Source organism: Bosea sp. BIWAKO-01, from assembly GCF_001748145.1.
Lineage (GTDB): Bacteria > Pseudomonadota > Alphaproteobacteria > Rhizobiales > Beijerinckiaceae > Allobosea.
The window spans coordinates 6530849-6544147 of the sequence record NZ_BCQA01000001.1; the positions used below are offsets into that span (position 1 = coordinate 6530849).

General features: G+C 67.2%; 11 protein-coding genes. 9 read left to right on the forward strand and 2 right to left on the reverse strand.

Going from position 1 to position 13299, the window contains the following annotated elements; all coding sequences use genetic code 11:
• Position 1: 1 nt before the first annotated feature.
• From BIWAKO_RS36920 to BIWAKO_RS30350, 9 genes are all read left to right on the forward strand, one after another.
• Positions 2-3889, forward strand: coding sequence for an autotransporter outer membrane beta-barrel domain-containing protein (locus BIWAKO_RS36920; protein ID WP_069881802.1), 3888 nt, complete (start codon positions 2-4; stop codon positions 3887-3889).
• A 531-nt stretch (positions 3890-4420) separates the two neighbouring features.
• Positions 4421-5161 carry a FadR/GntR family transcriptional regulator gene (locus BIWAKO_RS30315; protein ID WP_069881803.1) on the forward strand — a complete coding sequence of 247 codons (741 nt, stop codon included), beginning with the start codon at positions 4421-4423 and terminating at the stop codon, positions 5159-5161.
• A 25-nt stretch (positions 5162-5186) separates the two neighbouring features.
• Positions 5187-6080, forward strand: coding sequence for an NAD(P)-dependent oxidoreductase (locus BIWAKO_RS30320; protein ID WP_069881804.1), 894 nt, complete (start codon positions 5187-5189; stop codon positions 6078-6080).
• Positions 6081-6094: 14 nt separating this feature from the next.
• Positions 6095-6778, forward strand: coding sequence for an amino acid ABC transporter permease (locus BIWAKO_RS30325; protein ID WP_069881805.1), 684 nt, complete (start codon positions 6095-6097; stop codon positions 6776-6778).
• 5 nt (positions 6779-6783) lie between these two features.
• Positions 6784-7452, forward strand: coding sequence for an amino acid ABC transporter permease (locus BIWAKO_RS30330; protein ID WP_069882936.1), 669 nt, complete (start codon positions 6784-6786; stop codon positions 7450-7452).
• Between the two features lie 17 nt (positions 7453-7469).
• Positions 7470-8207, forward strand: a complete 738-nt coding sequence (locus tag BIWAKO_RS30335) for an amino acid ABC transporter ATP-binding protein (protein WP_244523589.1) — start codon at positions 7470-7472, stop codon at positions 8205-8207.
• Positions 8208-8258: 51 nt separating this feature from the next.
• Positions 8259-9026 carry a transporter substrate-binding domain-containing protein gene (locus BIWAKO_RS30340; protein ID WP_069882937.1) on the forward strand — a complete coding sequence of 256 codons (768 nt, stop codon included), beginning with the start codon at positions 8259-8261 and terminating at the stop codon, positions 9024-9026.
• A gap of 66 nt (positions 9027-9092) precedes the next feature.
• The gene (rpiB, locus tag BIWAKO_RS30345; protein WP_069881807.1) at positions 9093-9539 is read left to right on the forward strand and encodes a ribose 5-phosphate isomerase B; all 447 of its coding nucleotides are present in this window, start codon (positions 9093-9095) and stop codon (positions 9537-9539) included.
• A 12-nt stretch (positions 9540-9551) separates the two neighbouring features.
• Positions 9552-10454 (forward strand): ribokinase, encoded by a 903-nt coding sequence (locus BIWAKO_RS30350; RefSeq protein ID WP_069881808.1) that lies wholly within the window; start codon positions 9552-9554, stop codon positions 10452-10454.
• A 63-nt stretch (positions 10455-10517) separates the two neighbouring features.
• Here BIWAKO_RS30350 and BIWAKO_RS30355 read toward each other — a convergent pair whose 3' ends face one another.
• Both BIWAKO_RS30355 and BIWAKO_RS30360 read right to left on the reverse strand, forming a co-directional pair.
• Positions 10518-11588, reverse strand: a complete 1071-nt coding sequence (locus tag BIWAKO_RS30355) for an ABC transporter ATP-binding protein (protein WP_069881809.1) — start codon at positions 11586-11588, stop codon at positions 10518-10520.
• On the reverse strand, positions 11585-13267 hold the full coding sequence (locus BIWAKO_RS30360) for an ABC transporter permease (RefSeq protein ID WP_069881810.1): 1683 nt from the start codon (positions 13265-13267) through the stop codon (positions 11585-11587). Before BIWAKO_RS30360 ends, BIWAKO_RS30355 begins: the two co-directional genes overlap by 4 nt.
• Between the last annotated feature and the right edge of the window lie 32 nt (positions 13268-13299).

Consider the following 13299-nt stretch of genomic DNA (forward strand, 5'->3'; position numbering starts at 1 on the left):
TATGGCGGCGCGACGGTCATTACCCAGGGCACGCTGCAGGGTCGGCGACGGCCTGTCGGGGTCGCTCTCGACGGCCGCCAACGTCGCCAACAGCGGTATCCTGGCCTTCAATCAGGGAGCCGACAGCACGTTTTCCGGCGCCATCACCGGCACTGGCGGGCTGACCAAGCTGGGCTCCCACACGCTGACCCTCACCGGCCTGAGCATGTATAGCGGCGCCACCAGGGTGATGGCGGGCGAGCTGCTCGTCAGCGGCGCGGGCGCCGGCATCGGCGGTCTGAGTGCCGTGACGGTCGCAGCGGGGGCGTCCTTCCGCATCGCCAATCATGACGAGAGGATCGGTTCGCTGGCGGGCGCCGGCAGCGTGACGGTTGGCGCGCGTCAACTGACTGTCGGTGGCGACAACACCAGCACGACCTATTCCGGCGCGATGGCCGGTTCCGGCGCAGTCAGCCTCGTCAAGATAGGCAGCGGGACCATGACGCTGTCAGGCACGAACACCTATAGTGGCGCGACCCAGGTCAACGGCGGCAAGCTGCTGGTGAATGGCTCGCTCGCGTCAGCCGCGGTCACGGTCGGCACGGGCGCGACGCTCGGGGGCTCGGGCGTGATCGGCGGGGCGGTGACGGTCGCCTCCGGCGGCACGCTGTCGGCCAGCAATGCCGCGGGCACGCTGACGGTCGGGTCGCTGGCGCTGAACAGCGGCTCGAACACCGTGTTCGCGTTGAACAATGCCGGCGTGGTCGGCGGCCCCGGCAATGACCGGATCATCGTCAACGGCATCGGCGCAGGCGGCAATCTTACGCTCGGTGGCACGCTGACGGCCAATGTCGCCTCGGCCGGCTACTACCGGCTGTTCGATGTCACGGGCGGCGGCACGATCAGCGGCAGCTTCGACACGCTGGCGCTGACGGCGCCCACGGTCGCTGGGGCTGTCGGCACGCTCTACAACGCGGCCTCGGGCGCGCCCACGCAGGTCAACCTCGCGGTGATCGGCTCGGGGCAGACGATGCAGTTCTGGGACGGCGGCGACCAGCTCGGCAACGGCACGGTCGATGGCGGCGCCGGTACCTGGAACGCGGGCAATGCGAACTGGACCGGTGCGCCCGGCCATGCCGGCATCAACGCGCCCTGGCTGGGCTCCGTCGGCGTGTTCCAGGGCACGGCCGGTGCGGTCACGGTGTCGGGCACGCAGGGCTTCGACACGCTGCAGTTCAACAGCGACGGTTATGTGCTCAGCGGCGGCTCACTGAGCTTCGCGGTCGCCGGCGGCGGCACGATCAACGTTTCGGCCGGCGCCACCACCACGATCGCCTCCAATCTGGTCGACGGTGTCGGCACCAGCTTCACCAAGGCCGGTTGCGGCAGGCTCCTGCTTTCCGGCACGAACACATATACCGGCGCGACGCTGGTTCAGGCCGGCACACTCCAGGCTGGCGCGGCCGGCGCCTTCGCGTCGGCATCGGCCTTCACCGTCAATGCCGGCGCGACGCTCGACCTTGCCGGCTTCAACCAGAGCATCGCCTCGCTGGCCGGGGCAGGCGCCGTGAGCTTGGGGTCGGCGACGCTGACGCTGGGTTCCACCAACCAGACGACCGCATTTTCCGGCGCGATTTCGGGAAGCGGCGGCCTGATCAAGACCGGCAACGGTGACTTCACCCTCGGCGGCGCGACGAACTACACCGGCGCAACCCTGGTCTCGACCGGGACCCTGCGCGCCGGCGCGACCGGGGCATTCTCTGCCGGCTCGGCCTTCAGCGTGAGCACAGGCGCGCTCCTCGACCTTGCCGGGTTCAGCCAGAGCATCGCCTCGCTTGCCGGAGCCGGCTCGGTCACGACGGGGGCAGCAACGCTGGCCACGGGTGCAAACAACGCTTCGACGACCTTCTCCGGCACGATCGGCGGCGCGGGCGGGCTCACCAAGACTGGCACGGGCACTTTCACCCTGTCCGGCAGCAACACGTATACCGGCACGACGACGATTCTTGCCGGCACGTTGATGGTGACGGGTGGCGCCGCGATCAGCGATGCCGGGCGCGTGAGGATCGCCAGCGGCGCGACGTTCGACATCGCCCAGAGCGAGACGATCGGGGCCCTTGTCGGCGATGTCGGCTCGGTCGTCGCCATTGCCGCCGGCCAGACGCTGACGACCAGCGACAACACCGGCGGGACCTTCGCGGGCAGGTTCTCGGGCTCGGGCGATATCCGGCAGGACTTCGCCGGTACGACGACAGTGTCCGGCACCAGCGACTTTACCGGCGCGACCTTCGTCGCGCGCGGCACCCTGGTGGTGAACGGCTCGATCGCCTCGTCCTCAAGCCTGACCGTTGCAGTTGGCGCCACGCTTGGCGGCTCCGGCCAGGTCCCCGGCACCACGACCTACGGCACGCTGGCGCCGGGCAACTCGCCGGGCACGATCACGGTCAATGGCAACCTGACGCTGGGAGCAGGCTCGACCTATATCGCCGAGGTCCAGGGTGCGATCTCCGACCGCGTCACCGTTACCGGCACGGCAGCCCTTGCCGGTGCGCTGCGGATCGTCCCGCTGGGTGGTCCCTATGCCTTCACCACGCCCTACACGCTGCTTTCGGCGGCGGGCGGCCGCAGCGGCACCTTCGGCACGACCGATGTCACCTCGTCCTTCGGCGACGGCGTCACCACGGCTGTGAGCTACACCGCCAATGACGTGCTCCTGACATTGACCCCCAAGCCGATCACCACGCTCGGCGTCACCACGCCGCTGAACGCCCATGCGGTCGCCGCCGGTCTCGACCGGGCGGTCGCGGGCGGAGCAAACCCGTCTTCGCTGTTCGGCATCTACAACCTGCCGGCAGCCGCGATCCCCGGCGCGGTGAACCAGCTTTCGGGCGAGGCGCATACGGCGGCGCCTGCGATGGCGGTCTCGGCCGCCGACCAGTTCCTGCGCGTCATGCTCGATCCCTTCGCGGCCGGCCGTGGCGCAGGGCCTGCGCCCGGCGAAGCCTCCTTCTCCGGCCTCGTCCGCAAGGGTGCCGACGCACCGACCGCTCCGACTCTCCTCGATCCGCCGCCCTACACCGTCTGGGGCGCGGCCTTCGGCTCGGTCGGCCGCAGCGACGGCAGCGCGCGCATCGGCTCGGCCAAGCGTGATCTCGACGATGCCCATCTCGCCGTCGGCGCCGATGTCAGGATCATGCCCGGCACGGTCGCGGGTTTTGCGGTCTCCGGCGGCAGCGCCCGGTCCTCGCTGTCCGGCGGTCTCGGCAAGGCCGAGGCCGATGTCTTCCAGGCCGGCCTCTACGGCACGACCCGGCTCGGCCCGCTCAATCTTGCCGCCGCCTTCGGCTATGGCCGGCTCGAGAACGAGATCAAGCGCGCGATCCCCGTGCTCGGCAGCGCGCTCTCCTCGTCCTATGCGACGACCGCCTGGAGCGGCCGATTGCAGGCGAGCGCCGCCGTGCTGGACTGGAACGGCCTGACGCTCTCGCCGCTGGCGGCACTGCAGGCGATCCAGGCGCGCAGCCCGGCCCTGACCGAGGCGAACTGGGCCGGGGCCAATGCCGGCGCACTCACCCTGGCGAAGCGCAACGACATCACCTCGCGCAGCGAGCTCGGCCTGCAGCTCGACTATGCCAGCGGCATCAACGGGCTGCCCGTCGCCGGCTATGTCCGGGCGAGCTGGGCACATTACTACCAGCGCGATGCCGGCCTCTCCGCCTCGATTGCCGGGCTGACCGGCGCAGGGTTTGCGGTCGAGGGCGCGAAACCCGCCCGCAACAGCGCGCTGCTCGCCGCCGGGCTCGACTTCAAACTCAGCCCCTCCGTCACGCTCGGCGCCCGCCTCGACGGCGAACTCTCCGGCAGCACGAACCGCCTCGGCGGCTCCGCACAGCTCAGGGTCAGCTTCTGAGGTGGCCCATTCGGAATTGATCGCTTCTGCCGCCGGCCCGCGATCTGTTCCCGGCACATTGGAATGGCGCTCCTTCGAAGACCGCTTCGGGGGAACGCCGTGATCTCTGGACGCGGCGCGATCGGGAAGCTCCGGGCAAGCTCAGCACAGTACCCAATCAAGACAGTCGCGACGTCTGGCGCCTTGCCGCGAACCACCCCGTAGAAGAGCCGCCGGGCCAAGGGATCTGGAACGGCCCCTCGCCGTCCCGTCGCGCCTGAGCGCGGGCACCCTCTCGCCGGGTCGTTTGGCGCGTCCATTCCCATAAACCGGTCATGCCGTTGCCCGGGCCTCTCCGGCCGCCCGGCGACGGGCCTCTTCATCTCGACGCCCCGGCGCTTTTCCCGGCGCGAAGGCTCGCCGCCCCCACCCGCCCCCCTGCCCCCTCGCCTCTTCCGTGCCCCGTTCCGCAGGCGACGCAGGGCCCGGCATTGACGCGCGTCTCTGGTCATCGTATTGGTCTGACCAGAACAAAAAACAAGTGATCTTGGGATGGACGCTCAGGCTGCAGAAGACCCGAAAGGGTTCGAGAAGGTTTTTGCGTTTCTGCGCGAACAGCTTCTCGACAGCACACTCAAGCCCGGCGACAGGTTGATCGCCGAGCGCGAACTCGCCGTGCAACTCGGCGTCAGCCGGCCGATCGTGCGCGAGGCGCTCCGGGCCCTGCATATGCTCGGCATTGTCGAGATCCGCGATCGCATCGGCACGATCGTCAAACGTCCCGACATCTCGATGCTGAAGGATTTCTTCGCGCTGGCGCTGGCCCAGCAGGCCGACCTCATCGACGATGTCATGGAGGCGCGCATCGCGATCGAGTGCCAGGCGATCCGCCTGGCCTGCGAGCGCGCGATGATCGCCGATTTCGAGCGCCTGCAGCGCGCCCTCGTCCGCATCGGAGCGACGATCGACGAGGCCGAGGCCGGGAGCCTCGCCGATTACGATTTCCACCGGGCGATCGTGCTGGCCTCGCGCTCGCAGACGCTCGCCGTCCTGCACGACTCGATGTCGACCTTGCTCGCCCGCTCGCATCGCAGCCGGCGCGAGCTGGTGCAGATGTTCGGCTCGATGAAGACCTATCTGATCGACGACCATAAGAGGGTCTTCGACGCCATTGTCGCGCGCGATCCCGATCGCGCCGAAGTCACCTTGCGACGGCATTTCGCCATCGGCGACGAATACCGGCGCCGCGCGGCGCTGGGCGACGGCGACAGAGCCGAACCGGCCACCGGCTGAAACCCTGCACAAGAAGAGAAGCGCTATGGGACGAAACGACAAGGGGCACGTCGGTTTCATCGGCCTCGGCACGATGGGGCGGGAGATGGCGCGCAATCTCCTCGCGGCCGGGCACAGCGTCACGGCCTTCGATATCGTCGGCAGCGCCGTCGAAGAGCTCGTCTCCGCCGGTGCCATCGCGGCGACAAGCCCGGCGCAGGCCGCCGCAAACGCGGATATCGCCATCACGATGCTGCCCGACACGCCGCAGGTCGAGGAGGTCGTCTACGGCGCGCAAGGGCTGCTCGCCTCACCGCCGGCCGGCCGGCTCGTCGTTGACATGAGCACGATCTCGCCGGTCGCCGTGCGGCGCATCCATGCCGATCTCAAGGCGGCGGGCACCGATTTCATCGATGCGCCGGTATCGGGCGGGCCGATCGGCGCCAAGAACGCGGCGCTCTCGATCATGGCGGGCGGCGAGGCCGAGGCCTTTGCCCGTGCCGAGCCCTATTTCAGGGCGATGGGCACGACGATCACGCATGTCGGTGCGCCGGGAGCCGGCCAGGCGGTCAAGCTCTGCAATCAGCTGATCTGCGGCATCAATATCCAGGCGATCTGCGAGGCGATCGCGCTTGGCCGGGCCTCGGGCGTCGATCTCGAACAGCTCCGCAATGTCCTGCTCGGCGGCTCCGCCGCGTCCTGGATGCTCGAAAAGCTCGGCCCGGCCATGATCTCCGGCGATGTCGGTGCAGGCTTCCGCATCGACCTGATGCTGAAGGACCTCAGGCTCGTCCAGGAGCAGGCCCAGGCCCTATCGGTTCCCCTGCCCGGAACCGCGCTGGTCACCAGCCAGTACATCGAAGCCCGCGCCCATGGCGAAGGCGCCAATGGCAACCAGGCGCTCTTCCGCGTCTATGACCGCATGACGAACAGAGACTGAGGCGGGCGGCGGGTATGGGCCTGAACCTCGATTTTTCCGTCGTTCTGGAGCGCTGGCCCCTGTTCTGGGACGGCGCGATCATGACGCTGAAGCTCGCCGCTCTCGCGATCCTGTTCGGCGCGGTCATCGGCACCTTCTGCGCGGTGGGCCGCAACAGCGGAAACCGCCTGATCGCGCGGGCCTGCACGCTCTATGTCGAGGCGATCCGCAATACGCCGTTGCTGGTCCAGATCTTCCTTGTCTATTTCGGCCTCGCCAGCGTCGGCTTCAAGTTCTCGGCCTTTTCCGTCGCGGCGGCCGCACTCGCGATCAATGTCGGCGCCTATACCGCGGAAATTATGCGCGCGGGCTTCGAATCCATCCCCGTCGGTCAGATCGAGGCGGCCGAGGGCCTGGCCCTGTCGCGCTTCCAGATCTACTGGCATGTCATCCTGCTGCCGGCCACCGAGAAGGTCTATCCGGCACTGACCAGCCAGTTCGTGCTGCTGATGCTGGCCTCGTCCGTGACCTCGCAGATCTCGGCGGAAGAGCTGACCGCCGTCGCCAACTACATCCAGTCGGACACCTATCGCGCCTTCGAGACCTATATCCTGGTCGCGATCGCCTATGTCGTGCTCTCGCTCCTACTGAGGGCCGGTTTCTGGGCACTGGGGCTTGCACTGTTTCCGCGCCGCCGGCGCCTCGGCACGGCGTTGTGACGGCGATGGGTGGGTCTCTCAACGCCAATCACCTGCTGTTCCTCGGCCATGGCGCGCTGTGGACGATCGGCCTGTCCACGATCGCGCTGATCGGCGGCGGTCTGCTCGGTTTCCTGATCGCGCTCGCGCGGGTGTCGCCGAGCCGCACGATCCGGCTGCTCAGCGGCGGCTATGTCCAGCTGATCCAGGGCACACCGCTGCTGGTGATCATGTTCCTGGGCTATTTCGGTCTTTCGGCGCTGGGCTTCTCGATCTCGGCGCTGATGGCGGCCAGCGCCTCGCTGACGATCTATGTCGGCGCCTATTTCGGCGAGATCTGGCGCGGCTGCATCCAGTCCGTGCCGAAGCCGCAATGGGAGGCGGCCGAGGGCCTCGGCCTGAGCCGGACGCAGCGGATGATCAAGGTCATCCTGCCGCAGGCGATGCGGATCGCGACGCCGCCGACGGTCGGCTTCATGGTGCAGATCATCAAGAACACCTCGCTGGCCTCGGTCGTCGGCTTCGTCGAACTCGCCCGCGCCGGCCAGATCATCAACAACTCGCTGTTCGAGCCCTTCCTGATCTACGCGATCATCGCGGTGATCTATTTCGCCCTCTGTTTCCCGATCTCGGCGCTCAGCCGTCGCCTGGAGCGACGCATGGGCAATGCTCGCACGAAACTGATGCCGGCATGACCAGGCAGGAGACGCAGATGACCCAGGACAGCCCGGTCGTTTCCCTGAAAGATGTTCACAAGAGCTTCGGCAGCCTCAAGGTGCTGGATGGCGTCGATTTTTCGGTGGCGCGCGGCGATGTGCTCGTCCTGATCGGCCGTTCCGGCTCCGGCAAGAGCACCGCGCTGCGCTGCATCGACCGCTTCGAGACGATCGATAGCGGCGAGATCCATGTCTGCGGCCACCGTGTCGATGCCCCCGACATCGATCTGCGCGCACTGCGCCAGGATGTCGGCATCGTCTTCCAGAGCTACAATCTCTTTCCGCATCTGACGATCGAGCAGAACATCACGCTGGCGCCGGTCTCGGTGAAGCGGATGGCCAAGGCCGAGGCACGCGAACGCGCGGCTGCGGTGCTGGCGCAGGTCGGCCTGGCGGAAAAGCTCCACGCCTATCCCGAACAGCTCTCCGGCGGCCAGCAGCAGCGCGCGGCGATCGCGCGCTCGCTCGCCATGCAGCCCAAGGTGATGCTGTTCGACGAAGTGACCTCGGCGCTCGACCCCGAACTGACCGGGGAAGTGCTGAAGGTCATTGAAGCGCTCGCTGCGGACGGCATGACCATGGTGATGGTCACGCACGAGATGGGATTTGCCAGGGGCATCGCCGACAAGGTGGTGTTCATGCACGCCGGCAAGGTTCACGAGACGGGAACAGCCTCGATCCTTGCCGCCCCGGCAACGCCGGAACTCGCCCAGTTCGTCGGAACGGGCTTTTAAAAAATCCAAGGCAAGGGAGATCCAGGGATGAAACGCAACGCAATCGCCACCATGCTGCTCGCGGCTGGGCTGGCAACGCTGTCCGGGCACGGCACTCGCGCCGATGTGCTCGACGACATCATGAAGGCGAAGAAGATCCGCATCGCGACGGATCTGGCGATCCCGCCGTCGGGCATGATCGACGGTGCGATGAAGCCGACGGGCTCGGATGTCGAAACCGCCGAACTCCTCGCCAAGGACTGGGGCCTGCAGCTCGAATTCGTGCAGACGACCGGCGCGACCCGTATTCCCAATGTGCAGACCAACAAGGCCGACATCATCATCTCGACGCTGTCGGTCACGCCGGAACGCGCCAAGGTGATCGACTTCTCGAAGCCCTATGCCGCCCTGCAATCGGTGGTCGGCTGCCTGAAGTCCGATCAGGTCAAGAGCTGGGACGATCTCAAGGGCAAGACGATCGGCGTCTCGCGCGGCACCACGCAGGACACCACGCTCACCAACATGAAGGAGCGCGACCTCAAGCTCGCGCGCTTTGACGACGATGCGACCATGGTCACGGCAGCGATCTCCGGGCAGGCCGACTGCATCGCGACCTCAGCGACGATCGTCAGCCAGATCGGCGTCAAGGCGCCGGCCCGCGTCTTCGAGCCGAAGGTCTCGATCACCAATTTCGACCTCGCCATCGGCGTGAAGAAGGGTGAGCCGAAGCTGCTCGAAAAGCTCGATGCCTGGGTTCAGGAGAACCTCAAGAACGGCAAGCTCAACGCCATCTACAAGAAGTTCCACGGCACCGAACTGCCCGAGAATATGCGGGGCTGACGTCAGACAGGCCGGCGGTGCGCGCTTGCGGCCGCCGGCTCCCACTTCGAAACAAGGATACTCTCCATGCGCCTCGTCATTGGCTCGGACCACGCCGGCTGGTCTCTCAAAAAGCACGTCATCGACCATATCAGGACGCTCGGGCACGATGTGCTCGATGTCGGCTCCTTCGATGACCAGCCGGTCGATTTCCCCGATATCGCACGCGAGGTGGCGCGAAAGGTCACGTCCGGCGAGGCCGAGCGCGGCATCATGGTCTGCGGCACCGGCGTCGGCGCCTCGATCGCGGCCAACAAGATGAAGGGCATCCGCGCCGCCGTCTGCCATGATGTTCACTCGGCCCATCAGAGCGTCGAGCATGACGACGTCAACGTCATGTGCATCGGCGCGAAGATCATCGGGCCGTGGCTGGCGAGCGACCTCATCGACGCCTATCTGGCGGCAGAGTTCTCCACCGACGAGGATTTCCGCCGCCGCGTCGACAAGCTGCACGCGATGGACGCGGAAGGCTGAGCGAGCCCGCCGATGATCCTGGTCTTTGGCTCCATCAACGTGGATCTGGTGGCAAGGGTCGCCACCATAGCGGGGCCGGGCATGACGGTGCTCGCCCGCTCCCATGAGCAGCATTTCGGCGGCAAGGGCGCCAATCAGGCGGTGGCTGCGGCGCGCCTCTCGGCGCCGGGGACCGTGGCCATGGCGGCTTGCGTCGGCGCCGACGCCTTCGGGCGGGATTCGATCGAAAACCTCGCTCGCAACGGCGTATCGACGGAGCTGGTCCGTGTCTGCGATACGCCGACCGGCTGCGCCTTCATCTCGGTCGATGCACAGGCGGAAAATGCGATCACCGTCGCGAGCGGCGCCAATGGCGCGTTGTCCGCAGGCGATGTGCCGGACACCATGCTCGGGAGCGCAACCGTTCTCGTGCTGCAAATGGAAGTGCCCTTCCCGGACTCGCTCGAGATGGCGCGCCGCACCCGCAAGGCCGGTGGCCGCGTCATCTGGAACTGCGCCCCGGTTCCTCCCGGGATGACACGCGACAAGGCCACGGCGCTGCTGGAGGCGAGCGATAGTCTCGTCGTGAACGAGCATGAAGCCAGGGACATCGCCAAGATCGTGGGCCTCGCCGCCGAGGACATCGCGCAGCTCGCGACGCGCTCGGCCACAACCTGCATCGTCACCGCAGGTGCACGCGGCGCCTTCGCCTATACGGCCGATGGACAGGTCTTTGAAGCACCTGCGCCCGCCATCGTGCCAGTCGACACCACGGGCGCGGGCGACACCTTCGTCGGGGCGATTGCGGTTGCCCAGCACGAAGGCCACCGCCTCTCCGATGCCCTTCGTTTCGGCTGCAAGGCCGCCGCGCTCTCCTGCCTCTCGGCCGGCGCGCAAGGCGGAATGCCCGTGCGCGACGCTGTCGCTCTGGTCTGACAAGACCCGGAGACCTCGCGAGGTAGAGGCGAGAGGCGGAGCCAATGGCTCCGCTTCGTCGGGTCAGGCCGACGCGCGGTCGGCGAAGATCCACACGCTCTCGGGCGGGAACTCGCACCAGGCAGACCCGGGAGCGATGGGGTGCGGCCCGAAGGCGCGCAGATGCGCCCCGCCCAGCGACATCCGGTATTCCCAGTGCTGCCCGAGATAGATGCTGGCTTCGATCTCGACCGGAACGCGGTTCTGGCCGGGGCCATCGACGACCCGCACCTTGTCGACGCGGACGACCGCGACCGCGGCATGAGCGGTCACCCCGTCCTGCGCGGAGCCGGCCAGATGCCAGCCTGCGCCATGAATGGACGTCACCCCGCCGGGCCCGGTCCGCGCCTCGCCATGAAGCAGGTTGTTCGCGCCGAGGAACTCCGCGACATAGCGGTTGCGCGGGTTCTCATAGATATCGATCGGCGTTCCCTCCTGAAGGATGGCGCCGTCCTTGAGCAGGATCACCCTGTCGGACATCGCCAGCGCCTCGCTCTGGTCATGCGTCACGATGACGGCACAGAGCTGGAGGTCGAGGATCAGCTTGCGGATGAAATAGCGGGCCTCGTCACGCAGCTTCGCATCGAGATTGGACAGGGGCTCGTCGAGCAGAATCGCGCGCGGCTCGTAGACCAGCGCCCGGCAGATCGCGACGCGCTGCTGCTGTCCACCCGACAGCTGGAACGGATAGCGCTCGCCCAGATGTCCGAGCCCGAGCCGCCCGAGCATGTCGGCGACACGCCGGCCGATATCTGCCGCCGCAACGCCGCGAAGCTTCAGGCCGAAGGCGACATTCTCCGCCACCGTGCGATGCGGCCAAAGCGCATAGGACTGGAAGACGAGCCCGATATCGCGCTGCTCCGGCGGCAGGCTGAAGCGGCGCTCGACATCGAGGACAGGTTTTCCCCCGATGGTGATGCGCCCTTTCGACGGGTGTTCGAGCCCCGCGATCGACCGCAGCAGCGTGGTCTTGCCGCTGCCGGAGGCGCCCAGCAAGGCGACGATCTCGCCGCGACGCCCCTCGAAGGTCGCGCCCTTGAGAACCGGGGTCGCCCCGAGACTCAATTCGATGTTCTCGACGCGCAGATCCGTCATTTGGCATAGGCTCCGAAGCGGAAGGCCACCGCCAGGCCAAGGGCCGTGAAGGTGACGCTGATCAGGGACAGGGCGGCGATCGTGGCGAGATCGCCGCTGGCCAGAAGGGAGACGATCAGCGACCCGATCACCTCGGTTCCGCTGGTCATGAGATAGACGCCCGTCGCGTATTCACGCAGGAAGATGATCATGATCATCGCCCAGGCGCCGAAGAGGCCGGGACGGACGATCGGGATCACCACCTCGGTCCAGGTGCGCCGCAGGTTCGCCCCGCTGGTGCGGGCCGCTTCCTCGAGCTCGGGCGAGACCTGGAGCAGCGTGCTCTGGATCAGGCGCAGGCCATAGGACAGGCCGACCACGACATAAGCGACGAGCAGGCTCACCAGCGTCGCGCGCAGTGGCGACAGAAATGGCACGAACAGGAACAGCCAGAAGAATGCGAGGCCGATGACGAGCCCAGGCAGGGCCCGTGGCAGGAGGACCATGTAGTCGAGCGCCACCGCGGCAAAGCTCGTGTTCCGATGTCCGGCCAATGCCACGACGAGATAGACCGCAACCGCGATCGCACCGCCGACAACCGCGATCAGCCCGGTGTTGACGAGGCCGCGCGACAGGCTGGAGATCCGGAACAGCTGCTGGAAATTCGCCAGCGTCAGGTGCTCCAGCAGATCCACGCCCTGCCCCCAGGAGTCGACGAAGGCGCGAACGGCAATCCCGCTGATGGGCAGGACAACCGAGATCAGCAGCCACAGCCCGATCAGGGAGAGAGCGACGATCTGGCCGGCGCGCCCGAGCTTGATCCGCGTCGGCCGGCCGCCCTTGCCACCGACCGTGGCATAGCGGCGCGAGCGGTCGAGGAGGCGGCGCTGGACCGCGACAAGCGGCAAGGTGACGATCAGCAGCAGCACAGCGACCGCCGCCATCAGATGATAGGAGGGCACGCCGAGCAGCGTCGTGAGCTTGTAGAGATAGGTCGTCAGGACCAGGACGCCGCTGGGATCGGCGAGGACGAGCGGCAGGCCGAAGCTCTCGAAGGCAAGCAGGAAGTTCAAAGCCGCGCTGTAGACCAGCGCAGGCAGGACCAGCGGCAGCGTCACCTCCAGCGCGATCCGCGGCAGGCCGGCGCCCATCGTGCGCGCCGCCTCCTCCAGATCGGCCGGAAGGTTCCGCATCGCCGATGAGACATAGAGATAGACATAAGGCACATGGCTCAGGCCGCCGATGACGATGAGCGAAGGCAGCCCGTAGATATTCCAGGGCACGAAGCCCAGGACATCCTGCACCGCGAGCGAGACGAAGCCCGAGGGCCCGACCGACACGGTGTAGCCGAAGCCGAGGACCAGGGCCGACAGGAACATCGGCACCAGCACGACGGGCTCGATCCAGGCACGCCCCTTGATGTCGGTGCGCGTCAGCAGGAAGGCGAGCGCCGCCCCGAGCGGCACCGCAATGACGACGAGGCCGACAGCGAAGGCGAGCGTCGTCCACAGCGCCCGATAGAAATCCGGGTCGGCGAAGACATAGGCATAGGACGAGAAGCTGAATCCCGCAGTCGCGTAGAAGAACGGACCGTCGAGAACGCTCTGGTAGATGATGAGCCCGACAGGGGCGAGAACCAGCAATCCGAGCAGGCCGATCGTGATCCCGCGAAAACCCAAGGCATCGCCCCTGGCACGCATGAAGTAGTCCTTATCTGCCTTGGCGTGATGGC